This is a genomic window from Nostoc parmelioides FACHB-3921, assembly GCF_014696625.1.
In the GTDB taxonomy this organism is placed as follows: Bacteria; Cyanobacteriota; Cyanobacteriia; order Cyanobacteriales; family Nostocaceae; genus Trichormus; species Trichormus parmelioides.
Genome location: NZ_JACJQL010000002.1, coordinates 68942 through 94251, shown reverse-complemented (window position 1 = coordinate 94251; position 25310 = coordinate 68942). Strand labels below are relative to the sequence as shown.

The window sequence follows — 25310 nt, the reverse complement described above, 5'->3', positions numbered from 1 at the left end:
GTAAAATTAAAACCTATTTGTTTTGGAAATCTTGTTTCTGGCTGCATTTAAGAGAAAAAAGTCATAGCCAGTTGCAGATGCTTTGCTTGCTTGAATCTTTACTAAGATAGTATCGTTTTTGAGATAGCGATCGCCTGATGGGAAAAAGCGAATTTTGCCGGTTGCACCCACAGCATAAAATTTAGGATTACGTAGAACTCTTTGTAATTCTTCACGATTTTTACTTTGCTGCAAACCTGCAATTACGGCTAGGGTTGCATCATAACTGGTAGCGGAACGCCAAGTTACAGAATTTCCCCAAAGGCGTTGAGCATTCTGGCTAAAATTATTTTGTGTATTCCCGTCTGGATGCCAAGGGACTGCTAACATTAAACCGTTAACGTCAGCTTGCCCTTGTTGTAAGGTTTGGGATGTGTATAGTGTGGGGCTAGCAAACAGTCTCAATCTACCTTTATTGGCTGCGGCTATATCTAAAGCTTTGTTAATTCTATCTATATGAGGTGCTAAAACTAAGCCATTAGCACCACTACTAATCGCCTCAGTAATTACTTGATTGGGGTTAAAATCAGGTGCAGAAAAATCACAGGGGATATTAACCAGATTTCCCCCATGAATAATGATAGCGGAGGTAAATTCATCTCGAAATGATTGATTATCTATCGCCTGTTCATCTACGCAAACTGCTAAGTTTTTTGTCCTCAATTTTTTAATTGCATAGTTAGAGAGAACATCAGCAATGAGTCTAATATTAGGGGCGGTACGGAATATATAAGCGCCACATCCTGATAATTTTAAAGAAAAGCTGGTGGGGGAAATATTAACTAGTTTACCCGCTTGATAAATGGGACAAGCGGCTACAGAAGCATCTGAAGCATTATGACCAATTACAGCTAAAATTTGCTTATCTGCCACAAAATGATTTGCTAATTGTTGAGCAATTTCTGGGTTATTATCATCGGTGGCAATTTCTACTTGTAATAAATGTCCTTGAATCCCACCTTGGCGATTAATTTCATCTTGAGCTTGAGCTACACCTTGGAGTATTTCTTTCGCAACATTCAAGTTACTACCAATAGGCACACTAACTGCGATTCTCAAGATTTTACCACTACGAGCAGCCAAAGAATTTTGTAAATATATGCGTGTTTCCGGGTCATTAAATACCTTTTGCAGAGATAGTTGAAATAGGGCGATCGCCTGTCGATAATTACCTACAGCAAAAGCTTCTACACCTAGTTGCTTTTCATGACTGGGGTTATCTTGGACTAGAATTTTATCTCCCAAACTAATCCTATGTTGTAGAGAGTTTTTCGGGACGAAACTGTAGCCACTGGGTGCTTTGGAGTCTGGTTTTACTTCTACTAAGATAGCATTGCCCACGCGATCGCCTTTGCGATCGCCCCAGGATAAAAACTGAATTGTCCCTGTAGCACTTTGTAAAGAAAAATTTCGGGCAAAGGCTTTTTGAATACCGATTCGGGTGTCGTCTTCCTGTTTCAGGGCTGCGGCGATAGCCTTGGTAGCATCAAAGGCGGTAGCCGTACGCCAAGTGATTAAATCTGGTTCACGCCAGAGATTTTTGGCATTCTGCACAAATTCTTGATTAGGAGAAACATCTGCTAACCAAGGAGTTGCTATCACCATTCCCTTAATTACATTGCCTGCATCGAGTATAGTTTTAGTTTGTAAGCTGGGATTTCCTAATAATCGTAACTTCCCTTGGTTAAATTCTGCAATCTCTACAGCTTTACCCATTCTATCAACTTGGGGATTGAGTAAAATAGCATCTACATTTTGAGCGATCGCATCTTTTACAATAGTCTCTGGACGAAAAACTTCTGAGGCAAAATCACAATTTATATTATTAATATGTTGCAAGCGTTTGTAAATTATTGCATTTACAAATGCTTGTTCAAAAGACTGATCTGCGGCTTGTGAATCGCTGCAAATCATTATCCTATTAATACCAGCATTTTTGGCATATTCAGCCAAACTTTCGGCAATCACATTAAAGCTGATAATTGTGCGATAAATATAATTACCATGACTATCAGGACGGGGACGATCTGTTAATCTTGTAGAACTACTAGTTGGTGAAACCATGACTAATTTTCCTGCCTGATAAATATCAGATGCAGGCACACTTGCGTCACTACTATTATGTCCTACTACTGCTAATATATCTGCATCCTGAACAAATCTCTGGGCTACTTGTTTGGCAATTTCTGGTTTATTATCATCATTAGCAATGACAACTTTTAAAAACTTGCCGTGAATCCCACCTTGATGATTTATTTCTTGTTGTGCTTGTGCAACTCCTCGCAAAATTTCTTGAGCAACATTGGAATTAGTACCAATAGGGACAGCAACACCAATTTTTAGTATCGGCTGATTGGCAACTTTAGCATTATTTAAATAGATTAATGTTTCTGGGTCATTATAATAATCCCGTAAGGACGCTTGAAACTTCTCTTGAGCTAACTGGTAATTACCTTGTTGAAATGCCTTAATACCTTCTTGTTTATGAGTGGTTGTCAATGTTTGCACTAAAAGATTATTACCATCACTAAAGCGTCCACGAAACTTCAACTCATTAACAACTATTGTAAAAATATAACTCCCGGTAACAAACAAACCTATTAAAATAGCTGCATTCAATCCTATTTTTGCCCAATTACTGGGTTGGGGATATTTTAATTCTGCTGCTGCTGGATTTTGAAAAATTACAGGTAGCCAGGAAGCGCAAGGATAATCATTTTCTAATTCTTCTTGCAAGCGGGCGCGACTTTGTTGGACTGAGGCGTATAAAGACTCACCGGATGCAAATGCTGTTAAGAAATATCTTAAAAAATGTTGGGCTACTATATCAGGGACAGGTTCCCGCATCACAATTGTGTAAGGAATCCTCACATCAGCCAAATTGCGCGCTAATCCTACACCATCGCAAGAATTAAAGATGGCTAGTTTTAATCCTTTCTTCACAGCATGACGGAGTGTATGACGCAGGCTATCTAGTGATAAAGTTTCTTGGGCATTAATTTGAATCTGTCCAGAAATATCATCTTGATAACTACAACTATGACCCGCAAAAAAGAAAATATCCCAAGATTGAGTCCATAATTTATCTCTAAGTTGTTGGCGTGATGGTTCTTGCAACAGTTCAATAATGGCATTAGGTAAATTTCTGATTGTTTCTAAATCCTGTTGAATGTCAATACCTTGATTGTTGCCAAGAACTACCAGAATTCTTACTGGATTTGTTAATTGTTTTTTAGATGGTTCATATTCAGAACTAACTATAATTTCTGGGCGGGGATGGCTATCGGGAAAAATATCCCATAGATGCCAAGGAATGCGGCGCAGCAAGGCATCTTGTGTTTGTAAAATAAAGCGTACATCCTGCCAATCACCAACTCTTTGTAATAATTGCCGTTCCAATTGTCTAACTACCGGTTGATTTAACCATTCATTAAAACTAAATTGAAATCTTTGAGCAGCATGATGACAAGTTTCGATGGTGGATACATTGGTAATTTGAGTTTCGGGAACAGTAATTAACCAATTTGCTGGCAAGTGACGGTAACTTGATTGCCATTCATAATAATGTTGAGGAATTGTTAATGCTGGTGGCAACCTGCCGAGAATTTCTGTAGAATCGCGTTTCCGTTCTTCCCCAATTCTAATTTTCACAGGAAACCCCTGCTGAAAACTGCCTTCTCCAATCTCGAAGATAACCAGCTTACCCACTGTTTCTTCCTTGTAATAATTTGTCTATTAAATGACAAAATTTTCTGTAAAACTTACATTATTTATAGTAACCCGAACTTGAAATTTTTCGCCAAATTCTGCACAAAATTTGCACTGGATGTAATCATCTTTATTTTCTCGTGCCTGGACTTCTAAAAATGATTTGCCATTTTCATCTAGTCCAGCTAATTGCAATCCTGGTGGTAGATAAGGCTGATTTCCCATTGGATACACACGCAATAAGACAGCCACATTCCTATCTGGTTTGGCTAAAATTGCTACCATTAAAGCGACAGGATGGCCTGCAAGCTGCATTCCTAAATCGATGATGCGTCTAGCACTGACAGCAGGATGATTGGGTGCAAGAGTCCACAAAATTTCTGCCAAAGTCCAGCGAGTTTCTTCGTCTGGAGTTGTTTTTAAAAGATGAGCGATCGCTTCAGTAAATTCAGTGCAATTATTAGTAGTGGGAGATACTTCTATATTGCCTAATCTCCTCCAAGGAAAACTTGCTAATAGTTCCGGTGGTAAACTTTTTTCCCAACTGTGAGCAGGATATAATTGCTCAACTACTTGCCAAACTTTTTCTGGAGTATCCAATTCCCAACCCCGCACACGTTTGGAACGGAAGGCTAATTGAGTGCTTCTTTGACTTGATAATTCTTCTACACTTTGCCAGTTATTGGTGTAGATACCTTCTAGCCATTGCCGTAAATGTACTAGATGTAAATGTTCAATTAATACCGTTAAAGATCGCAGTTGTTCCAGGGTAATTTCTGGAGTGTTGACACTGGCAATAAATCCTATAATTTTCCCTTCCTTACAAGTGTGATTAATTTCCACAACAACATAACCAATGCGATTATCCCAAACTTCTGGGGGAATTTTACAGGAGCGATCGCCCATCCGCATCGGCCGACATTCCAAACGTCCCACACCAGTTAATAGTAAATCTGCAACATCAGCCGCCAAGCGCCCCCTTGGATGCCAACTATAGCTAGCTTCTAGTTCCGTGGGGATATCTAACATTGCTAAATAGCTATTAACTATTTGTACAGCTAGGGTATTTAAATATACTTGTTTCGCTTTTGTAGAAATTGGTTGCTCTTGGGCAAATTCCAGAGCTATTTGGCGAAAACTCTCTGGAATCGGTATTGATATGCTTTGCTGTTCACTTAGGTAACTCATACTCATGATCAATATAACCTTGGGATATGCCGAAATTGAGGAGGCGGGGAAAACAATGGCGTTGATAGAAACCACTCAGGGTAGCGATGGAGACACCAAACTCTTGAGATAAATCCTTCCAAGAAGTTTCTGGCGGTAAGCGACGTTCAATCAACACCAAACAATTGATATCTGGGCGATTAGTTACGTAAATACGGCGTAAAGTATGAGCTTCTTTTTTTAACCATTCCTGAATTTCCTCTAGAATTGGTGGTGGTTCTGGGCGTGCAGGAATCAAATCTGTGGGATCTACTTCTTCGCCATTTTCATCTGAAGAATAATGAATGATTTTTTGATCAGGAACGACGATATCTTTCAGCCTGTACCGCAAGTAGGCATTCAGCCAAGTAATCACACTTCCTTGGCTGGAATTGTATGGTTCCTCACTGGTTGTAGCTTCGCAGAGATTGAGGCAAAAATACAGCCATGTTTTCTGCAATGCTTCCTCTGCATCAGGTACACCCGTACCCCGAAACAATTTACCCGACTGCTGAATCCGCCAGATAATTTCATGCAGTCCTTTTTGGCGTTCAATACTACCCCTTGGATGCTGACAGGTTTGTTTTACCAGTGCGGTTAATTCATCCATGCTTGACTTTCTTACTAACCTTGATCCAAATTTGAGCCAACCTTGCCATTTTTACCATCAGACTTGAGCTGATTGATTACTTGAGCAACATCGACACCAGTAGTTTGACGTAACTGTTCAATTAAAGAGGCTATTTTAGGTACGCCACCACCATTAGCCGCATCAATCACAGTTAAATTTTCTACTTCCACCTCAGGTACTCCCGCAGCCATCATTTTCAATAATGGTTCCAGTTTTTGGAAGATAAAGATTTCTCGCGCCGATGCACCTGCATTTTGCCAGGATTCAGCTAGGCGCTGGGTTCCTGCGGCTTGGGCTTTGCCTTCTTCGATGATTTTGGCAGCATCTCCCTTAGCTTGAGCGATCGCACTTTGACATTCTGCCTCGGCTGGGGCAACTATATCGGCTTGTAGTTGGTTTTCTACTTGAATGATGCGTTCGGTTTGCACTGCTACTTCTGCTTGCACCTTGGCAATTTGGGAATTGACCACCGATTCCACCTCTGCAATCACTGCGGTGCGTTTGGTAATTGCATCTCTAACTCTGCGTTCTGCTTCGGCTTTAGCAATTTGCAAATCCCGTTCAATTTGCCTGAGTTTAGTAATGCGGAGATTTTCTGAAGATTTAATGATCGCTTGGGCTTTCGCTTCGGCTTCAGCTATGCGCGCATCTCGTAGCAACTCTGCCTGTTGCTTGCGTCCTATAGAATCTAAATAAAGTACCTCATCAAAAATATTCTTGATTTGTAGGTTATCTAGTACCAATCCCAGTTTTTCTAAATCATCTTCAGCTTCTTCCAACAAAGTTTTAGCAAAGGTGATTTTATCCTCATTCACCTGTTCTGGTGTGAGATTCGCCAACACCCCCCGCAGATTACCTTCCAAGGTGTCCTTGGCTAATTGTTCAATATCCTTGCGGCTTTTACCTAACAGTCGCTCAATTGCATTGTGAATTGTCGGTTCTTCACCAGCAATTTTAATATTTGCCACCCCTTCCACCGTCAAAGGAATCCCACCTTTTGAGTAGGCGTTAGACACCTTTAATTCAATAATCATGTTAGTCAAATCCATGCGGAAAGTTTTTTCCAACAGAGGCACTTGAATACTACTACCACCTTTCACCAAGCGATAACCAACTGATCGCCTATCATCAACCTGAGTCCGGCTACCCGCAAAAATCAGCACTTCACTAGGCTGGCAGATATAATACAAGTTGCGAATCACCCACCATCCTGCGGCGGTTCCAGTCCCAAAAATTCCTAAAAGTAAAGCGATAATTTCCATAATTGTTAGTTGTTAGTTGTTAGTTGTTAGAGACGCGATTAATCGCGTCTGTACAGTTCCAATCCCTAATCTCCACTCCCCAAGGTTCCAGTAACATCAATACCCAGAGTACGATTCACATTTTCTAGGAATTGCAGGACGATTTCGGGGTAAATATTCACCAAGCTGGCTACGGATTTGCCATCGCCGTTATCAATCACATTTACCTTCTCTAGGTGAATGCGTTGAGGAATCCTCACTGCTTCTTGGAGGACGGTTTCAATTTGTTGAATGAGGAATAACTTAGAAGCATCGCTGCCGGTTTGCCGCCAAACTTGGGAAAGAATGTCGTTAACTAAAGCTGCGGCTTTGGCATTTTCCTCTAGGAAGGCTGCTTCGCCTTTGGCGCGGAGTTCTTGGGCTTGGCGACGGGCTTCGGCGGGGAGGACTTCATCGGCTTGTAGACGTAGGCGTTCTAATTCAGCCCGTAGCATTTGTAAAACTTGTTCGGCTTTGGCTTTCTTTTCCTGAGCAGCAGCCGTAGTAATTTCTTCTTCTGACTTCGCTCTCTGTTCTAGCTGGGCTTTGATTTTGCGGAGTTCGTTTTCTTTCTCCAACACAATGATTTTGTCTTGGGTTTTGGCGACTTGGGCATATTCTTCGGACTGGGCTTCGATTTGTTCGGCTTGGGTGAGTGCGTTGGATTCGGCAATCTCTGCGTCTCGAATTACGAGGGCAATTTGTTTACGTCCCCAAGACTTGAGATAGTCTACATCATCGGAAACGCTTTGAATTTTCAGGGTGTCTAGTTGCAATCCCAGTTTACTCAAATCGCGGCTGACATCAGAGGCGATGCGTTGGGCAAAACTCAGGCGGTCTTCGTTGAGTTCTTCTGGTGTGAGGGTGGCGACGACACCCCGGAGATAGCCTTCTAAGGTTTCGCGGGATACACGAGCCAATTCCGAGCGATCGCGGTCTAAAAAGCGTTCAATGGCGTTACCTACAACCACCGGATCTGAGGAAATTTTCACATTGGCGATCGCTTGAATATTCAAAGGCGTTCCCCCTTTGGCGTAAGCGTTCCGCACTTCCACCCTTACCGGCATAGTCGTCACATCCATCCGTTTTACAGTTTCCACTATAGGAATCCGAATGGCTCGCCCACCTAATAACACTCGATAACCCATCTCTTGTCCATCTTTAGTCCGCCATTTGCGTCCCGAAAGTATCAAGATTTCGTTGGGTTTACAAATACATAAAAAAGACTTGATAAACCACACCAGTACAACCGCACCAAAAATAGATAAAGCAATAGGAAGACCACCATAAAGTAGACTCTCTATCCCGTTATTTTCTTTGCTAGTATCAGGTGTATTTGCATCAACTTGTGCTACTGTTACAGTCGCTAATTCTTGTTTAATTAAGCTCATAGTTATTTCTCAAGAGTCATGAGTAATTTCTCAACTGTTAACCGTCAACTGTCATCAGAATCCCCTTCAGTCCTGCGACACCTTCCGCAAACTGCCTCTCTTGCTAAACATTAACTACCCAAACTTTATTTCCCTTAATTCGCACAACAACAACGGAATCACCTTGATTAAATTGATGAATTTCATCGGTGAAAGCTACAAAGTCTACGAGAGAACCTTTGAGATTAATACGTACTTTTCCTGGACTATTGTGGTTTATAGGAACTTCCACAATCCCAAAACAACCAACTACATTATTAATACGGATTAAACTGTCTACTACTTGTCGTCTTCGTTGCAGATAAATTAATCCCACAATGAAAACACCAACAATAATCCCGAAAGCGATTACAATACCAGCAGTTGTGAGAATTGGATTATTCATTACCCTATTTCCAGGTATTTTATAATTATTGTTCACCCTTTATTGGTAACAAAAAACCAGATGATGTTGAGATAACTTTACTATTTGCTTTTTCATAACAGCTACCTTTAAATAATATTTAACACATACATATAAGGAAGGCAGAGATATAACAAAATTTTGTTATATCTCTGGTGTTATTGAACGCGGTATATGGAGATTACAGTTGCGGTTCTATAGGTATTTCTGTAGAAGTGGGAGAAAGTTATCTCGTATGTTACAAAACTTTACACTTAGTTTTGTTCTCAGTAGTTGTAATGTATGATGTATAACTATAGCTGTTGACAGTTGACTGTTGACAGTTAACCGTCAGCAGTCAACAATCCATACAAATGATTATGTAATTTAAAAGCGTAATAGCTTAGATCATTTCAATAATTAAATCGGATTTCTATAAGCGTTAATCTTAACTAAATAAGGGTCACAAATGGTGCGTTGCTTTATACAAAAACACCCCATATAACAAAATATTGGTATTAATTAATTATTGAGGTGTATCACTAGAACAGCATCAATATTTATAGACGCTATAAGGTGGGAGATAGTTCTGATAAGCTAATGCGCGGCTAAATTGTATAACTCTAATAAGGGCTGTTAACTGTTAACTTTCAACGGTCAACCCTTCGGGTGACGCTCCTAACGTCGCTACCGCTACGCTAACGGCAGTTCGCAATCGACGGAAACCGCCAAGACTGCGACTGCCTCACAGTTAACAGCCCTCACGATGGATTGTGCAACTTAAAAGCAGAATAGCTTATCGATTCTTTTCTGAACAGTATCAACCCACCCTATTAATTGACTAAATCTCTCCAGTGATATTAACTAGCTCGTGATTACACTTCATCAACTCATATAGGTCATAAGCGTATAAATCTTCTTGGCTAGGCTCATTACTATGGCTTGCTGCAACTATGGGATCACCATAGGCATTAGTTCTGCCAATTAGTAAGAGCTTTTTTCCTGCAAACTCTCCAATTAACTTAAATTTATGCTCAGGTAAAAAGTTAACATCAGTAAAAAAGTTACGATTTTGAATAGACATTTTATTCTCCAGAACTGTTTATGAATAATACTTCCATCGTGAATTTTTCTAGCCCAATTGATGCCGCTAAACTGCATCAAGAATTTACACCTAGCACAATGACAGAGGTTTTCTCTACAGTTTGATCAAAGTTTCATAAGTACTGTGTTGGAATTTTCTCTATAGGAAAAACCAAACTTTCAATACTATTTATGGTGGCGCTAACAATGTCTACTGTAATGAAAGTCAAGTGATGATTTATCTGCAAAAACACGATCTACTGTACCTCAAGGCAACTAATCTGACCTCAGCCCCTAGAAACACAGACTATAAAACCTGACTTCCAGTGCGAGGACAGGTAAAGCGAAGCGTAAGTTTACCAGCCAAGGATACTGACGACAGGCATTATTTTGTATAAATGCTGCTCGTTCAATCTCCTCTCAATGCCTACGAAGTTAGCTGACGGGCTAGGACTGAGAGATGTCCTTCTTTAAATGCTCTAAGTCTAAAATTTGAAATTTCTCTTTCACACTTTAGCTTCAGCTTTTTTGGCAGATACGCCCCAAACTTGGTTCCTCCGTTCCTAACTTAGACCCTGCATCATAGATGCTTTTAGGGTAAACCTGGATTAGGCAGACTGATTTTTGTTCTCTGTAATATTAACGTGTTCCGACATAAGGTAACATCCTAGTAAACAAAAAGATACGATCGCATCTACGATACTGATACAGGCGATCGCCCCTTTTCTGCTACCGTTTTGCATAGGCAACTAAGGAAACACCCAGAATCACAAATACAACTCCAGCAATACGTGTTGGACTGGCTGCATACTTAGCAAGTCCTAGCGCACCATAATGATCCAGAAAAATTGCTGCGATCCAGCATAAATCCCATCACAAAACATGGTTGTTAAACAACTTCGTTACCTATGTGGGTATTATAAAGCTGACCCCTAGTTTTCTATTAAAATAGCTGCGACCCAGCAATAAAGCTATACCCCATTGCCTAGCTCAAACCTTGATATATTCAGCTTTGATCTGGGTGCAAAAATTCATTGCTTACTTGTTGTTCAGTTCTGCTCAATTGCCTAAAATGAGGGATATCACTTCACAAGTGTTGAAGAATCGACATCTAAAAGCCAATTCTCATCAACCAATTCTAGATTTTCCCCAATTAGCCTCTGAGGGTAGTACCAGCATTGCCATTCGGGAATTACAAAGTAATCTGAGCCAACGCTTAATAAGGGTGCAAGGGTGCTGAAAACTACACCCCTACACCCTTATACCCTTACATCCCTAATTCTAGTGATGATGGTGATGATGATGTACAGCTAATTGTGGGTTGATTGCCACTGCTTGCTCATGCTGCAACTCAGCAATCTGAGCATTTGCCCATTCAGCCGCCATTGCTAGAAACTCTGGATTGTCATTCACACAAGCCATCTGCACATAATCCACACCAGAATATTTCTTCTCTAAATCATGAATTATGTGGTGTACATCTAGTAAAGTTTCGTGGTTTTCTGTGGCAAAGCCAATAGGCATAAAGATAATAACCTTTGCACCCAATTGAATCAGGTTTTTAGCTGCTTGCTCTGCGTTGGGTTGCGTCCACTCAATTAAGGGGGTGTCATGATTCAGCCAACCCACAGAAATGAGTGGATACTTATAAATTAACTCTTCCCGTACCAAATCATACAACGCTTGACTTTCGACAATTCCAGAGGTGAAACCTTTGGCTTTGTGAGGACAACCGTGATTCATCAACACAATGCCAATTTGGGAAGGTAAGTAAGCTGTGGCTAAATCAGCGTTAATTTTCTCCTCAACCAGATGAGCCATTAAATGGATGTATTCTGGCTCGTTATAGAAAGAAGGTATATAACGTAATGCTTTCAGCCAATGGTTTTCACCATCATTCGTCTCAGTTAGAGCATTGTTAACTTGTTCAATAGCAATCCCACTGGTGAAAATGGAATCAACAACTAGTAGGGGGTAAATCAGAATTTTGTCAAAACCTTGACTTTTGATTTCCGCCAAAACTTGGTTAGGTAAAAAGGGAGCGCAGAAATTAAAAGCTTTGAAAACTTGAATACGATCGCCCCATTTTGCTTGTAAATTTTGTTCAATGCCAGCACGCTGCTTTTCAAAGATGGCGTTGTGAGGGGAAATAAAATCGTGGTGTTGATGTCCCCATTCGTGACGGTCAAATAACGCCAGTAACTTTGCTAACGGCGGATAAATCCAAGTCGGTACAGGTGCAAATTTTGCTGTCAGTAGGTTGAGAGCCTGTTCGTTATAGTTAGCAAAATCCTCGTAGCTTTCAACTTCACCATAACCCATGAGCAACACGGCTACTCGGTCTTGGGTTGATAAATGTTCCTGTGTATTTTGTAGTTTTTCCGGTGTGGCAACCACAATCAGTTCCTCGATATATACCAGAATGGCAAGCAAAATTTGTAGCTACAAAATAGCCATATTGTTTGCCCACCTAGTAAGTTATTATCCTATCCCCCTGGATGGGATAACAACAAAAGTGACAATAATATATCAAAAGACATACTGGGCTTAATACTAGGTACTGAGTAGTGAAAAATATTTAACACTATATGCTGTGAGGAAGAAATGTTGACTGTTGACTGTTGACTGCTGACTGTTGACTGTTGACCGTTGACTGTTGACTGTTGACCGTTGACTAATGACCAATGACTATAATTTATAAATGAGCATTATTATTTGCCCTGGAATCCATGACTCAGATTTAACTGAAAGCTTCGTGTCAGGGTGCTTGGGTGCATTCTCTGGTACCTCAATTAGTCAAAAGCCAATAGAGATACTTGTTGTTCCAGTGGCAGGGGTTTTGACTTTATCATCACTTCATATTTTGCAGTTTTTACACGATCGCTTAGGGAATAAGCTAAAATCGCCAGTTATATTCATCAGCTTCAGTGCTGGCGTAGTAGGAGCGATCGCTGCTGCTTGGCAATGGCAAAATGGAGGGGGTCATGTCAAAGCATTTATTGCCATAGATGGATGGGGCGTGCCACTGTGGGGAAATTTTCCCATTCATCGGCTTAGTCACGATTATTTTACTCATTGGAGTTCATTGTTACTAGGAAGTGGGCAAACTAATTTTTACGCAGAACCACCCGTTGAACATTTAACCATGTGGCGATCGCCCCAAACAGTACAAGGCTGGCGCTCTGATTCATCAGTAGAAAACGCTACCTCAAAAATCCGTCTAACTGCGTCCGAGTTTTTACACTCATTGTTAAGAAACTATGAAGCAAAATAGTCCGGAAAATAGTCCAAGTATACAGGAGGGAAATATTGAGTGATGAGAAAATAAGGGATAAGAGAAGAAGTAAGGGAGTAGATAACAGGCTTTTGCCGTGAGCGTCAGCCGAACGGGCGCAAGGGGAAAATTACGAAAAAATTCAGATTTTTCCAGTACCCAGTCCCTAATCCCTCGTCCCTACTTACTCAAAATTTCTCCCCACTCTCTGTTCCCCATCTACCCTAGTTAATAACCGAACTTCCCATGTTTCCCACTGAACCTGCTGCTGTTAATAATGGGTTTGGCGCACTGCTCAAAAACCGTGGTTTTATGCTCCTGTGGATTGGGCAACTAATTTCCCAATTAGCAGACAAGGTTTTTTTTGTCTTAATGATTGCCTTGTTGGAAGTGTACCCAGCGCCCTCTGGACTACCAGAAAATTCCATGTACTCAACTCTGATGGTGGCGTTCACGATTCCAGCAATTTTGTTTGGTTCAGCTGGCGGAATTTTTGTAGACCGCTTGCCCAAAAAGTTGATTATGGTTGGCTCCGATATTTTGCGTGGGCTTTTGACCTTGTGTTTACCATTTTTACCCAGAGAATTCCTGATTTTACTCATACTCACCTTTGCTATTTCCTCAGTAACACAGTTTTTTGCTCCTGCTGAACAGGCGGCAATTCCTCTGTTAGTAAAGCGAGAAAATTTAATGGCGGCTAATGCCTTGTTCAGCAGCACCATGATGGGAGCTTTAATAGTTGGTTTTGCTGTCGGAGAGCCGATTTTGAGTTGGTCAAAAAGTTTGATGGGGGAAACCTACGGTCAAGAACTGGTAGTAGGGGGATTATATATCTTATCGGGGTTGCTCATGCAGCCCATAAAATTTACAGAACACAAACCCCATAATGATCAACTGACTAGCTCTAATCCTTGGTCTGAATTTACCGAAAGTATCCGTTACCTCAAAAAGAATCGCTTAGTCTTAAATGCCATGCTGCAACTCACGACCCTATATTGTGTATTTGCTGCATTGACAGTACTAACCATTCGGTTAGCCGAAGAATTTGGTTTAAAAGAGAAACAGTTTGGTTTTTTCCTAGCAGCAGCAGGCGTAGGGATGGTAACAGGTGCAGGACTTTTAGGACATTGGGGTGATAAATTCCATCACAAGCCCTTACCTTTAATCGGATTTTTGATGATGGCAATGGTGTTAGGTGTGTTCACCTTCACTCACAATTTGGTGCTAGCTCTTGGACTCTGTGCAATTTTGGGTATAGGTGCTGCCTTAATTGGTGTACCCATGCAAACTTTAATTCAACAGCAAACACCACCCACAATGCACGGTAAAGTGTTTGGTTTTCAAAATCATGCTGTAAACATAGCCTTGTCTTTACCTTTAGCAATTACCGGCCCTCTAACTGATGCTTTGGGTTTACGAGTAGTGTTGATGACAATGAGCGTAGTTGTAGTAGTTGTTGGTGTTTGGGCTTGGAAAAATACCCGTAGAGTTTTGCAAGATGTAATTTAATCATTACTCCCCATTCCCCCCCATACTCCATATCTATCATCGTCATACTAAAGAAAGAAATTTAATTCATAATTTGATTGAACTTTTCTATTAATATTGAAGTACTGATTACAGAATTCCCCCATTAACTTAGCTATCATCTGAGGTTTGACCGTGACTGTGAGCTTGCCTTCCCCGACTAGTCCCTCACAAACAGAGAAACATACTCAGTCTGTTAATTCGCCATCGGTGGTTGTGACACCACAACGGGTAACTGGTGGCTTCGCGCTACTTGATAGCCTGCTGCGCCACGGCGTTGAGTATATCTTTGGTTATCCTGGTGGGGCGATTCTGCCGATTTATGATGATCTGTATAAGGTGGAAGCAACTGGCAGCCTTAAACATATTCTAGTGAGACACGAACAAGGAGCAGCTCATGCTGCTGATGGTTATGCTCGTGCAACCGGAAAAGTAGGTGTATGCTTTGGTACTTCTGGGCCTGGGGCAACTAACTTGGTGACAGGTATCGCTACAGCCTACATGGATTCGATTCCAATGGTGATTGTTACTGGGCAAGTACCCCGGAAAATGATCGGTACAGATGCGTTCCAAGAAACCGATATTTACGGCATTACTCTACCCATCGTTAAGCACTCCTATGTAGTGCGTGACCCCCAAGATATGGCGCGAATTGTGGCAGAAGCTTTCCACATCGCCAGCACAGGCCGTCCAGGGCCAGTGTTGATTGATGTGCCGAAAGATGTGGCTTTTGAACAATTTGATTATGTACCTGTAGAACCAGGTTCAATTAAATTACGCGGATATCGCCCCACGGTAAAGGGGAATCCCCGCCAAATTAACGCTGCGATTGAATTGATCCGCGAAAGCCGTCGTCCTTTACTATACGTTGGTGGTGGGGCGATCGCATCCGGCGCTCATGCAGAAATTCAAGAACTCGCCGAGTTATTTAATATCCCCGTCACTACCACTTTGATGGGTATCGGTGCTTTTGATGAACACCATCCTTTATCTTTGGGGATGTTGGGGATGCACGGCACAGCTTACGCTAACTTTGCTGTGACTGATTGTGATTTGTTGATTTGCGTCGGTGCTAGGTTTGATGACCGCGTTACCGGCAAATTAGATGAGTTTGCATCCCGCGCCAAAGTTATTCATATCGATATTGACCCCGCCGAAGTTGGTAAAAACCGCATTCCTGAAGTCCCCATTGTTGGTGATGTCCGCAAAGTCTTACTTGATTTGTTGCGTCGTTGTAAACAAACAGGTGCCAAAAATACCCCCAACCAAAACCAAGAATGGCTTAACTTAATCAACCGTTGGCGGGAAGATTACCCCCTAGTAGTCCCCCAACATCCAGACAGCATTCCCCCACAAGAAGTGATTGTGGAAGTCGGCAGTCAAGCCCCCCACGCCTTCTACACCACTGATGTTGGTCAACATCAAATGTGGGCAGCCCAATTCCTCAAGAATGGCCCCCGGCGTTGGATTTCTAGCGCAGGCTTAGGAACGATGGGTTTTGGTTTACCTGCCGCCATTGGCGCTAAAGTGGCCTTCCCAGATGAACAAGTAATCTGTATTAGCGGTGATGCCAGTTTCCAAATGTGCCTCCAAGAACTCGGCACTGCTGCACAATATGGAATAAATGTCAAGACCGTAATTTTAAATAACGGCTGGCAAGGGATGGTACGCCAATGGCAGCAAGCCTTCCACGGCGAACGCTACTCCTGCTCAAATATGGAAGTAGGGATGCCAGATGTGGAGTTATTGGCACAAGCCTACGGCATTAAGGGTATTGTAGTTACGCAAAGAGAGCAATTGAAAGATGCGATCGCTCAAATGTTAGCCTACGATGGCCCAGTTATTTTGGATGTTCGCGTCACAAAAGACGAGAATTGCTATCCTATGGTAGCTCCTGGTAAGAGTAATGCTCAGATGATTGGTTTGCCTAAGCAACCACCAAAGACCAGTGTCGAACCAGTTTATTGCAGCCATTGTGGTACATCGAATTTACCCAATCACAATTTCTGTTCTGAGTGTGGGACTAAGTTGTAATTCATTTGCTGTGATATAAGTGGTTTTGAAGACGCAGGGTTTTATGTACTCTGCGTTTTTTCTTGTTCAACACAGAGGAAGCGCCGAGTATAGCTGTTGACTGTTGACTGTTGACCGTCAACAGCTATACAAGAAAATATATCAACTAAATTATTAATTTTGAATGGATTTTCCTCTTGCCTCATCTTCAAGCACTACGAGGAATCCGTTCAATTTCTGCATAGCCACTGAAAATTAACCTGTCTCCTTCGGTTTCTAATCGGTTCAGCCGCATTTTCACCCCATCAAGGTCAAAACGGTCTAAATCGACCATATTATCTAAAATTTCCGCCAGTGCTAGGCTCAAGGTTTGTGATATTTCTTGTTGCGTTTCGGGAACAGCACCCAGTTCAACTTTGGGATCTTTAAAAGAAATACGGCGGCGCTTTTCCACAGCCACCGTTAGAGTCATGGTAATGGGGATCAGTTCTCCGCTACCTAAATCAGCCTGAGCTGTCAGTCTGAGGCTATTTTGGGGTAATAATTGTACCTGAACTTCGGTAAAAGAGACTGGTTTACCATCAGATAATTCAGTTAAGGCGGGTAAAGTTAAATTTACTAGGCGCTTTTGTACTAGTTCAGCTTTAAAAGCCTGATTAATTCCAGTTTCCGATAAAATTACTTGAGCGATCGCCTGTGTTGGTTGCTTGAGATTCAATTTACCACTCAAAACAGCACCAAAGTCAATAGACACCGCATCCGTCTCAAAAGACATCTCCTCTACCGCAAACTCTCTGCGGATGACTAAGCCACGTCCGCTCATTTTGAAGCTATCAATGCTACCTTGCAACAGCTTGCTAGAGGGATAGCAGCGCACAAAGACTTCTACTGACTCGCTTTGGGAAAACAGGTGGCGAATCGTTTGGCTGGCTACTGTATTGAGCATTCTCTCGCCCCAATCAGTGCCTTTAGGATCTTGTAAACCAGTAAGTCCGCCGAACATTTGGTTGTGGGTCTCTAGAAGTTCTTTGTACTCTTGTAACAAAATGTGAAGATTTCAGCAAGTCCTTGGTGATTCATTGTGCTGATACCAAGACTTGATTTTGCTGATAATGGGACAGAAAAAGCATTTGTGAAAGTCTGATGATTACTCAGCAAATGCAGACAAAATCATACAGTGCAAAGACGCTAATAACACGTTTGTGCTTTTCCCACTTAGTGGTATGCGCCTTTGCGTGAAAATAGAAAATATCTCCTACTCAGCCCCAAAAATTTTCGCCCTAGCGACAACCCAAAGATTCACGGGTATCAACACCAGTTTTAGAATTCACCCCACTGGCCTTAACACAGATTTTTTTCACCTCTGTTCCATCTAAAACCGCATTAGTAAAATCTGCCCCAGTGACATCAACATTATCAAAAACAGAACGTAGCATCATAGCATCGGTCAAAACAGCATCGCTTAAATCAGCATTTTTAAACCTTGCCAGATAAGCTATACCGTTACTAAAATCCACACCATGCAAATTGACCCCCTCTAGCACAGTCCCATTAAACACACCACCACGTAAGTCAGCATTGCTAAAATTGGCATTCTCTAAATCTACGTTGGTAAACTCAGAACCAATTAAACTTTGACCAGAGAAATCCTTTGCCTTCAGTTCATCACCAGCCGAACGGGTGATACTAGAGGAACTCGCAGCTTGCGCTGACCCAGGAAACAGAAATAAAACCATCGCTAAGACAAAACTAACCACTACTCGCCAATTTTTCATAACTTATTCTTAATAAATCTCAACACTCCACCATTATTAAACATTAAAGGGGAATGGTGAGTAGAGAGTGGGAAGTAGTGGGTAAGAAATTATTCCCCTATGTCTTACTCCCTATTAATTGAACCCATCACGTAGGATATTAAATGTTGAAGTGCGATCGCGTAAGCAAAACTATCTGTGGCTAATCAAAAAGATACTGCCGGAACCTTAGCGAGAACCCCTTTGTATCAACTGGGTGTAGAACTCAAAGCCCGCTTGACCAGCTTTGGCGGGTGGGAAATGCCAGTACAATTCGGTGGGATTACCCGTGAACACGAAGCAGTGAGAAACGCTGCTGGGATGTTTGACATTTCTCACATGGGTAAATTCACCCTCCAAGGTAAAAACCTGATTTCTCAACTCCAAGGTTTAGTTCCTTCCGACTTGAACAGGTTACAACCAGGACAAGCCCAATATACCGTGTTGTTAAACCCCCAAGGAGGAATCATTGACGATATTATTGTCTATTACCAAGGTGAAGACAACACCGGCACACAACAGGTATTTATAATCGTCAACGCCGCTACCACTAGTAAAGACAAAGCATGGATACTGTCACACCTCGACCAAAATCAGGTGCAATTCCAAGACATATCACCAGCAAAAGTCTTAATTGCCATCCAAGGGCCAAAAGCTATCGACTATCTCCAGCCTTTTGTGCAGCAAAACTTACAACCAATCAAAGCCTTTGGACATCTAGAAGCAACAGTACTGGGTAAAGCAGGTTTTATAGCCCGTACGGGTTACACAGGGGAAGATGGCTTTGAGGTTTTGGTAGACCCAGAAGTGGGGGTTGAGTTATGGCGTAGTCTATGTGATGCAGGTGTCATTCCCTGTGGCTTAGGTGCAAGAGATACCCTGAGGCTAGAAGCAGCTATGGCGCTTTACGGTCAAGACATCGATGACAACACCACTCCTCTAGAAGCTGGGTTAGGGTGGTTAGTTCATTTGGATACCAAAGGAGATTTTATTGGTCGGTCAGTTTTAGAACAACAAAAAGCCACAGGAATAAAACGCCGACTCATAGGTTTGCAAACCCAAGGACGTAACATCGCCCGTCATGGCTACCAAGTTCTCTCAGACGGTAAAGTAGTAGGCGAAGTGACTAGCGGCACTCTATCGCCTACACTGGGTTATCCCATTGCTTTAGCCTACGTCCCCAGTAAACTAGCAAAAGTTGGTCAACTGCTAGAAGTCGAAATTCGTGGTAAAGCATACCCAGCAGTTGTAGTTAAGCGACCATTTTATCGTTCAACTCAGAAGGGTTAGAAAATTGTGATTAGGGTAAATAGAGGGGCTGAGGAGCGAAAATTTAGCTTATCTCCAGCCCCCAATCTAAAAATCAATGTTGACCTACTAAATGTGTTGTAAGATACTCAATCACAGTATGGTTATTAACTAAATATGGTCTTAATTACTTTGGGACGCTAATTTTTTGATATTTTAAGAGGAAAAGAAATGTCTTCGTTTGAATACCCTCAAGATTTAAGATATTTGGATACTCATGAATACGTGAGACTAGATGGCGAAATTGCTACTATCGGTATTACAGAATTTGCTGTAGATCAGTTGGGTGATGTGGTTTTTCTAGAACTGCCGGAAATTGGCGATTTACTCACAAAAGGAGACTCCTTTGGCACAATTGAATCAGTCAAAGCCGTCGAAGACTTAAATGCACCAATCACCGGAACAGTTATAGAACGCAACGAAATTTTGATTGAATCTCCTGAAGCAGTTGCAGATGATCCCTACGGTGAAGGATGGTTCTTGAAAGTACGTGTGAATGATCCTGACGAAGTTAATGATGCTTTGACTGCGGATGAATATCGTGCTGAAGTAGAAGGCGAGTAGTTGGGGATAGGAGAATGGGGGAGAGGCAGGGGAGCAGGGGGGCAAAGAAGAATAACTATTGACCAATGACCAATGACCAATGACTCTTTTTTAACTCAGCACTCCTCCTCTCAACGATTATTCATAAATCATTCAAAAGTTTAAAAAATACCCCTACTTGTCAGGGGTATTTGTTGCAAAATATTAAATAGTTAATTCTGGAGTTTAATTTAGTGGTATCTTATGCCTCTATTCCTCAGTCTAGCGACGCAGATCACTCTACCGTAGGCGATCGCCAACAGTTAGACAATAGGAAAGAAAATTTAAATAATTTTATACAAAGACATATAGGCCCATCATCGGCAGATATTCAACAAATGCTTGATGTGTTGGGGTTCTCTAGTCTAGATGACCTGATTGAGAAAACAGTACCAAGCACAATCAGGCTGCATAAAAAACTACAGTTGCCAGAAGCACAGACTGAGTATGCAGCCCTGGCAAAGTTAAAACAAATTGCCTCTAAAAATCAGGTGTTTCGCTCATACATTGGTATGGGATATTACGATACGATTACTCCTTCAGTTATTGGGCGTAATATCTTAGAAAATCCTGGTTGGTACACTGCCTATACTCCCTATCAACCAGAAATTGCCCAAGGGCGGCTAGAAGCACTGCTTAATTTCCAAACCATGATTATCGATTTAACAGGGTTGGAAATTGCTAATGCTTCACTACTTGATGAAGCAACAGCCGCCGCCGAAGCCATGAGTATGAGTTACAGTGTGAGCAAAAATAAGGCCAATGCTTATTTTGTCTCTCATGATTGTCATCCCCAAACCATCGACGTTTTACAAACACGAGCTAAACCCTTAGGGATTGAGATTATTGTCGGGAATCATCAGACATTTGATTTCCAGAAACCAATTTTTGGTGCGGTCTTACAATATCCTGCCAGTGATGGCACAATCTACGACTACCGAGCTTTTATTGAAACAGCTCATACTCAAGGTGCATTGGTAACGGTAGTCGCAGACCCATTAAGTTTAACTTTACTCACCCCTCCTGGTGAATTTGGGGCTGATATTGCCGTAGGTAGCACCCAGCGTTTCGGTATTCCCTTGGGGTTCGGTGGGCCTCATGCGGCGTATTTTGCCACTAAAGAAGAGTACAAGCGGCAAGTTCCAGGGCGAATTGTGGGGGTATCTAAAGATGTCCACGGTAAAACTGCCCTGCGTCTGGCGTTGCAAACCCGCGAACAACACATTCGCCGGGAAAAAGCTACGAGCAATATTTGCACAGCACAGGTATTACTGGCAGTGATGGCGAGTATGTACGCTGTATATCATGGCCCAGATGGACTAAAACAAATTGCCGAAAATATCCATCAGCTAACCGTAACTTTGGCAGCTGGCTTAAAACGTCTGGGTTACAAAATTAGTTCCGAAAACTTCTTTGATACTCTGCGGGTAGAGTTGGGGACAAACAATCTGGAAGCCATTCTCGCAGATTGCCAAGCCAGAAATATTAACCTACGGATTTTTGATGAGACGGCTGTGGGGATTTCTTTAAATGAAACTACCACACCAGAAGACCTCATCGACCTCTGGCAAATCTTCGCGTTTAAAGATGAATTACCATTCACCCTAGAAGAACTAACATATTCTCCTCATCTTTCCCTCCGCACCAGTAGTTACCTCACCCACCCCGTCTTCAACCGCTATCACTCGGAAACTGAGTTACTACGTTATTTACACAGGCTAGAGACTAAAGATTTGTCTTTAACTACATCGATGATTCCCTTGGGTTCCTGCACGATGAAGTTAAATGCTACATCAGAAATGATTCCCGTAACGTGGGAAGAATTTGGCAGAATACATCCCTTTGCGCCGTTAACCCAAACACGGGGTTATCAAATTCTCTTCCAACAACTTGAGGCGTGGCTAGGGGAAATCACTGGATTTGCCGGGGTTTCTCTCCAACCTAATGCTGGTTCTCAAGGAGAATATACAGGGCTTTTGGTAATTCGTCAGTATCACGAAAGTCGGGGAGAGACACACCGCAATGTGTGTTTAATTCCTACCTCAGCACATGGAACAAACCCAGCAAGTGCGGTGATGTGTGGGATGAAGGTTGTAGCTGTTGCCTGTGATGCGGAAGGTAATATTGATGTTGATGACCTCAAAGCTAAAGCAGAAAAATACAGCCATGAACTTGGTGCATTGATGGTGACTTATCCTTCAACTCATGGTGTGTTCGAGGCAGGAATTCAAGAAATTTGTGCTGTGATTCATAGTCATGGCGGTCAAGTATACATGGATGGGGCAAATATGAATGCCCAAGTGGGTATTTGTCGTCCAGGGGATATTGGCGCGGATGTTTGTCACTTGAACTTGCACAAAACCTTCTGTATTCCTCATGGAGGTGGTGGCCCTGGTATGGGGCCAATTGGGGTTGCTTCTCATCTTGTACCGTTTTTACCTGGACATCCGGTATTGGTGAATGAGAAAATACCCAATTCCCAAAATATTGGGGCTGTAGCTGCTGCACCTTGGGGAAGCGCTAGTATTTTGGTGATTTCATGGATGTATATTGCCATGATGGGGGCAGATGGATTGACCCAAGCGACTAAGGTGGCAATCCTCAATGCTAATTACATTGCTAAGAGATTGGAAACTTACTATCCTGTGTTGTACAAAGGACAAAATGGCTTGGTTGCCCATGAGTGTATTTTAGATTTGCGCGCCCTCAAAAAATCCGCGAACATCGAAATTGATGATATAGCCAAGCGCCTCATAGACTACGGTTTCCATGCCCCGACTGTCTCCTGGCCTGTGGCAGGTACAATTATGGTGGAACCAACAGAAAGCGAATCTCAAGCTGAATTAGACCGTTTCTGTGATGCCTTGATTGCCATTCGCCAAGAAATCGCGGAAATTGAAGCAGGCAAGGTTGATATTCAAGATAATCTCTTGAAGAATGCCCCCCACACAGTTGAAAGTCTCCTCAGCGCTGAATGGCACCATCCTTATGGGCGTGAACAAGCCGCCTATCCCGTGCCTTGGATAAGGGAGTATAAATTCTGGCCGAGTGTGGGAAGAATTGATGCAGCTTTTGGGGATAGAAATTTCGTTTGTTCTTGTCTGCCAATGGACGCTTATAACTGATTCGTAATTAGGTAACGCCGTGTGCAACTTTCTCTCAGACCTAACCCCCAACCCCTTCCCTACAAGCTACCCAATATAAACATCTTTCTTAACAAAGAATCAGCAATTATTCTGAACAATGGATCAGGGAATCAAAAAACTGCCTTCATGCCATGTTTTCTACTCCCTTCACTAGCGACTTTTTATCTCTCTAGGTTGAGAAAATCTCAATTTTGTTTCCACCTCAAGACCGATAAATATTAAGTACATAGTAGTTAGTTTTAAGGCAGATGAATAGGATAAATCCTTCATCGAAAGAGAGTTGTGTACTTGTTTTCCGTGGTCAGATTAATGGTTTCAGGTGTGAGGAGCAATTATGTCAGTCATGTACATTGCCCAGCAATTAGTACGTTTGGCTAACATCCGGGGTGAAAATGCGTAAGCTTGCTATTTGCAAGTGGGAGCAAAAGCACAATTAAACCTTGGGTTGATCTGTCGATCCAAGGTTTAATTGTGCGGATGAAAATTTAATTTGTTGATCGAGAAATTGTTGGTTTATTACCAGGAGAAATATATGGCAGAGAAGCAAACATTACAACCACCGCAGCAACAACAACCACCAGGTACAGAATCGAAAATGCAGCCAAAACCTCAAGCTGATGATGCTCAGTATCGAGGTAGCGGTAAATTAAAAGATAAAGTTGCGCTGATTACTGGTGGGGATAGTGGGATTGGCCGGGCTGTGGCGATCGCCTATGCTAAAGAAGGTGCAGATGTAGCCTTTGTTTACCTGAGTGAACACGGCGACGCGGAAGAAACCAAAAATTTAGTAGAAGAACAAGGACGGCGTGCTGTATCTATCGCCGGGGATATAACCGATGAAGCTTTTTGTCAGCGTGCGATTCAACAAACAGTAGATGAGTTCGGTAAACTAGACATTCTCATCAATAATGCGGCTGAACAACATCCCCAAGAAAGCATTGAAGATATTACTAAAGAACAGTTGGAACGCACATTCCGCACGAATATTTTTTCAATGTTTTACTTGACCAAAGCAGCAATCAAACACCTGAAAAAAGGCAGCGCCATTATCAATACTACTTCAGTTACAGCTTATAAAGGTAGTCCACAGTTACTTGATTATTCTTCAACTAAAGGTGCAATTGTCGCCTTTACTCGTTCCTTATCACAAAACTTAATTAGTAAAGGTATCCGGGTGAATGCTGTAGCACCTGGGCCAATTTGGACACCTTTAATTCCTTCAACATTTCCCCCAGAAAAGGTAGAAACCTTTGGTAAACAAGTACCAATGCAACGAGCCGGACAACCGGAAGAAGTTGCACCTAGTTATGTGTTTTTAGCTTCTGATGACTCGTCTTATATGTCTGGTCAAGTTTTACATCCCAATGGTGGGGAAGTAGTTAATGGCTAATTAACAATTCAAAATTCAAAATTCAAAATTCAAAATTCAAAACAGTTAGAGTTGGGGATTTAAACCCCATCTCAACTGATACTACTTGTAGACATAGGGGTCTTAAACCCTTGAATTGACGATAATGGGGGGAGTTCAGAATAGATGATATCTGATTTATTCTGAATTTTCTTTGATGTCTGCCAACGGAGAGATGATTTCGTCCTCAGCAGTTGCTATATCTATTAAGGAACATTCAAAGAAAAAAGTTAGCTTATGTCATCCCTAAAACCATTGCACGGCACAGAATTAGTTGATTGTGCTAGAGCAAATGCCAAGCAGGGAATTGAAACTGCTGCTTATCAATGTGGCTATGGTGATGATTTGAATAGATTTGCAGGAGAACTAAGAAAAGCGTGTGAGGAAATGAACCTGCAAGTTAAAGAATTGAATGAATTGATTACCGACCAAGATATGATTCTTAACTTGGGAACTGGGGAAATTATTGCACCTGATACAGCGTCGGAATTGTAAATATC

The 25310-nt window shown here is 41.9% G+C and carries 21 protein-coding genes and 1 riboswitch; of the genes, 9 read left to right on the top strand and 12 right to left on the bottom strand.

The window, feature by feature from the left end:
* Positions 1-6: 6 nt before the first annotated feature.
* The 9 genes from H6G14_RS02225 to H6G14_RS02190 form a co-directional block, all read right to left on the bottom strand.
* A complete protein-coding gene (locus tag H6G14_RS02225) occupies positions 7-3747 on the bottom strand; it encodes an ABC transporter substrate-binding protein (protein WP_190565532.1) in 3741 nt (1246 codons plus the stop codon).
* 27 nt (positions 3748-3774) lie between these two features.
* Entirely contained in the window at positions 3775-4935 is a 1161-nt protein-coding gene (locus H6G14_RS02220) for a DUF1822 family protein (protein ID WP_190565737.1), read from the bottom strand.
* A complete protein-coding gene (locus H6G14_RS02215) occupies positions 4919-5563 on the bottom strand; it encodes a sigma-70 family RNA polymerase sigma factor (RefSeq protein ID WP_190565531.1) in 645 nt (214 codons plus the stop codon). Before H6G14_RS02215 ends, H6G14_RS02220 begins: the two co-directional genes overlap by 17 nt.
* 14 nt (positions 5564-5577) lie before the next feature.
* Positions 5578-6846 (bottom strand): flotillin family protein, encoded by a 1269-nt coding sequence (locus H6G14_RS02210; RefSeq protein WP_190565530.1) that lies wholly within the window; start codon positions 6844-6846, stop codon positions 5578-5580.
* 65 nt (positions 6847-6911) lie between these two features.
* Positions 6912-8255, bottom strand: coding sequence for a flotillin family protein (locus tag H6G14_RS02205; protein ID WP_190565529.1), 1344 nt, complete (start codon positions 8253-8255; stop codon positions 6912-6914).
* A gap of 103 nt (positions 8256-8358) precedes the next feature.
* Positions 8359-8679, bottom strand: a complete 321-nt coding sequence (locus H6G14_RS02200) for an NfeD family protein (protein WP_190565528.1) — start codon at positions 8677-8679, stop codon at positions 8359-8361.
* 838 nt (positions 8680-9517) lie between these two features.
* The gene (locus H6G14_RS02195; RefSeq protein WP_190565527.1) at positions 9518-9760 is read right to left on the bottom strand and encodes a hypothetical protein; all 243 of its coding nucleotides are present in this window, start codon (positions 9758-9760) and stop codon (positions 9518-9520) included.
* Positions 9761-10168: 408 nt separating this feature from the next.
* A riboswitch (cyclic di-AMP (ydaO/yuaA leader) is annotated at positions 10169-10349 on the bottom strand.
* A gap of 18 nt (positions 10350-10367) precedes the next feature.
* Positions 10368-10502: a hypothetical protein gene (locus H6G14_RS33955; RefSeq protein ID WP_277884295.1), complete on the bottom strand. Its 135-nt coding sequence runs from the start codon at positions 10500-10502 to the stop codon at positions 10368-10370.
* A complete protein-coding gene (locus H6G14_RS02190) occupies positions 10489-10608 on the bottom strand; it encodes a DMT family transporter (RefSeq protein WP_338421178.1) in 120 nt (39 codons plus the stop codon). The genes H6G14_RS33955 and H6G14_RS02190 overlap by 14 nt, the downstream gene beginning before the upstream one ends.
* 223 nt (positions 10609-10831) lie before the next feature.
* Between H6G14_RS02190 and H6G14_RS02185 the strand changes: the two genes are divergently transcribed.
* Complete coding sequence (locus H6G14_RS02185) at positions 10832-10999, top strand: hypothetical protein (protein ID WP_190565526.1); 168 nt, start codon at positions 10832-10834, stop codon at positions 10997-10999.
* Positions 11000-11040: 41 nt separating this feature from the next.
* Here H6G14_RS02185 and H6G14_RS02180 read toward each other — a convergent pair whose 3' ends face one another.
* Positions 11041-12156 carry a ferrochelatase gene (locus tag H6G14_RS02180; RefSeq protein ID WP_011319508.1) on the bottom strand — a complete coding sequence of 372 codons (1116 nt, stop codon included), beginning with the start codon at positions 12154-12156 and terminating at the stop codon, positions 11041-11043.
* A gap of 304 nt (positions 12157-12460) precedes the next feature.
* Between H6G14_RS02180 and H6G14_RS02175 the strand changes: the two genes are divergently transcribed.
* The 3 genes from H6G14_RS02175 (at position 12461) to ilvB (ending at position 16594) form a co-directional block, all read left to right on the top strand.
* A complete protein-coding gene (locus H6G14_RS02175) occupies positions 12461-13033 on the top strand; it encodes a hypothetical protein (RefSeq protein WP_190565525.1) in 573 nt (190 codons plus the stop codon).
* A gap of 246 nt (positions 13034-13279) precedes the next feature.
* On the top strand, positions 13280-14542 hold the full coding sequence (locus H6G14_RS02170) for an MFS transporter (protein ID WP_190565524.1): 1263 nt from the start codon (positions 13280-13282) through the stop codon (positions 14540-14542).
* Positions 14543-14695: 153 nt separating this feature from the next.
* Positions 14696-16594, top strand: coding sequence for a biosynthetic-type acetolactate synthase large subunit (gene ilvB, locus H6G14_RS02165; RefSeq protein WP_190565523.1), 1899 nt, complete (start codon positions 14696-14698; stop codon positions 16592-16594).
* 187 nt (positions 16595-16781) lie between these two features.
* Here ilvB and H6G14_RS02160 read toward each other — a convergent pair whose 3' ends face one another.
* Together H6G14_RS02160 and H6G14_RS02155 are read right to left on the bottom strand one after the other, a co-directional pair.
* A complete protein-coding gene (locus H6G14_RS02160; RefSeq protein WP_190565522.1) occupies positions 16782-17576 on the bottom strand; it encodes an LmeA family phospholipid-binding protein in 795 nt (264 codons plus the stop codon).
* A 277-nt stretch (positions 17577-17853) separates the two neighbouring features.
* Complete coding sequence (locus H6G14_RS02155; protein WP_190565521.1) at positions 17854-18348, bottom strand: pentapeptide repeat-containing protein; 495 nt, start codon at positions 18346-18348, stop codon at positions 17854-17856.
* A 177-nt stretch (positions 18349-18525) separates the two neighbouring features.
* Here H6G14_RS02155 and gcvT point away from each other — a divergent pair, with 177 nt between their 5' ends.
* The 5 genes from gcvT to H6G14_RS02130 all read left to right on the top strand — a co-directional run bounded on the left by gcvT (position 18526) and on the right by H6G14_RS02130 (position 25305).
* Positions 18526-19656, top strand: coding sequence for a glycine cleavage system aminomethyltransferase GcvT (gene gcvT / locus H6G14_RS02150; protein ID WP_190565520.1), 1131 nt, complete (start codon positions 18526-18528; stop codon positions 19654-19656).
* A gap of 189 nt (positions 19657-19845) precedes the next feature.
* A complete protein-coding gene (gene gcvH, locus H6G14_RS02145; RefSeq protein ID WP_190565519.1) occupies positions 19846-20238 on the top strand; it encodes a glycine cleavage system protein GcvH in 393 nt (130 codons plus the stop codon).
* A 212-nt stretch (positions 20239-20450) separates the two neighbouring features.
* Positions 20451-23381, top strand: coding sequence for an aminomethyl-transferring glycine dehydrogenase (gene gcvP / locus H6G14_RS02140; RefSeq protein ID WP_190565518.1), 2931 nt, complete (start codon positions 20451-20453; stop codon positions 23379-23381).
* Between the two features lie 553 nt (positions 23382-23934).
* Positions 23935-24792: an SDR family oxidoreductase gene (locus H6G14_RS02135; RefSeq protein ID WP_190565517.1), complete on the top strand. Its 858-nt coding sequence runs from the start codon at positions 23935-23937 to the stop codon at positions 24790-24792.
* 255 nt (positions 24793-25047) lie between these two features.
* Entirely contained in the window at positions 25048-25305 is a 258-nt protein-coding gene (locus H6G14_RS02130) for a hypothetical protein (protein WP_190565516.1), read from the top strand.
* The last annotated feature ends 5 nt before the right edge of the window (positions 25306-25310 follow it).

Coding starts and splice junctions, on each gene's coding strand:
- H6G14_RS02215 (WP_190565531.1), bottom strand. CDS start 5,563: ATGGATGAATTAACCGCACTGGTAAAACAAACCTGTCAGCATCCAAGG.
- gcvH (WP_190565519.1), top strand. CDS start 19,846: ATGTCTTCGTTTGAATACCCTCAAGATTTAAGATATTTGGATACTCAT.
- H6G14_RS33955 (WP_277884295.1), bottom strand. CDS start 10,502: ATGCAAAACGGTAGCAGAAAAGGGGCGATCGCCTGTATCAGTATCGTA.
- H6G14_RS02170 (WP_190565524.1), top strand. CDS start 13,280: ATGTTTCCCACTGAACCTGCTGCTGTTAATAATGGGTTTGGCGCACTG.
- H6G14_RS02160 (WP_190565522.1), bottom strand. CDS start 17,576: ATGTTCGGCGGACTTACTGGTTTACAAGATCCTAAAGGCACTGATTGG.
- H6G14_RS02220 (WP_190565737.1), bottom strand. CDS start 4,935: ATGAGTTACCTAAGTGAACAGCAAAGCATATCAATACCGATTCCAGAG.
- H6G14_RS02195 (WP_190565527.1), bottom strand. CDS start 9,760: ATGTCTATTCAAAATCGTAACTTTTTTACTGATGTTAACTTTTTACCT.
- H6G14_RS02175 (WP_190565525.1), top strand. CDS start 12,461: ATGAGCATTATTATTTGCCCTGGAATCCATGACTCAGATTTAACTGAA.
- H6G14_RS02205 (WP_190565529.1), bottom strand. CDS start 8,255: ATGAGCTTAATTAAACAAGAATTAGCGACTGTAACAGTAGCACAAGTT.
- H6G14_RS02200 (WP_190565528.1), bottom strand. CDS start 8,679: ATGAATAATCCAATTCTCACAACTGCTGGTATTGTAATCGCTTTCGGG.
- H6G14_RS02135 (WP_190565517.1), top strand. CDS start 23,935: ATGGCAGAGAAGCAAACATTACAACCACCGCAGCAACAACAACCACCA.
- H6G14_RS02185 (WP_190565526.1), top strand. CDS start 10,832: ATGAGGGATATCACTTCACAAGTGTTGAAGAATCGACATCTAAAAGCC.
- H6G14_RS02130 (WP_190565516.1), top strand. CDS start 25,048: ATGTCATCCCTAAAACCATTGCACGGCACAGAATTAGTTGATTGTGCT.
- H6G14_RS02155 (WP_190565521.1), bottom strand. CDS start 18,348: ATGAAAAATTGGCGAGTAGTGGTTAGTTTTGTCTTAGCGATGGTTTTA.
- H6G14_RS02210 (WP_190565530.1), bottom strand. CDS start 6,846: ATGGAAATTATCGCTTTACTTTTAGGAATTTTTGGGACTGGAACCGCC.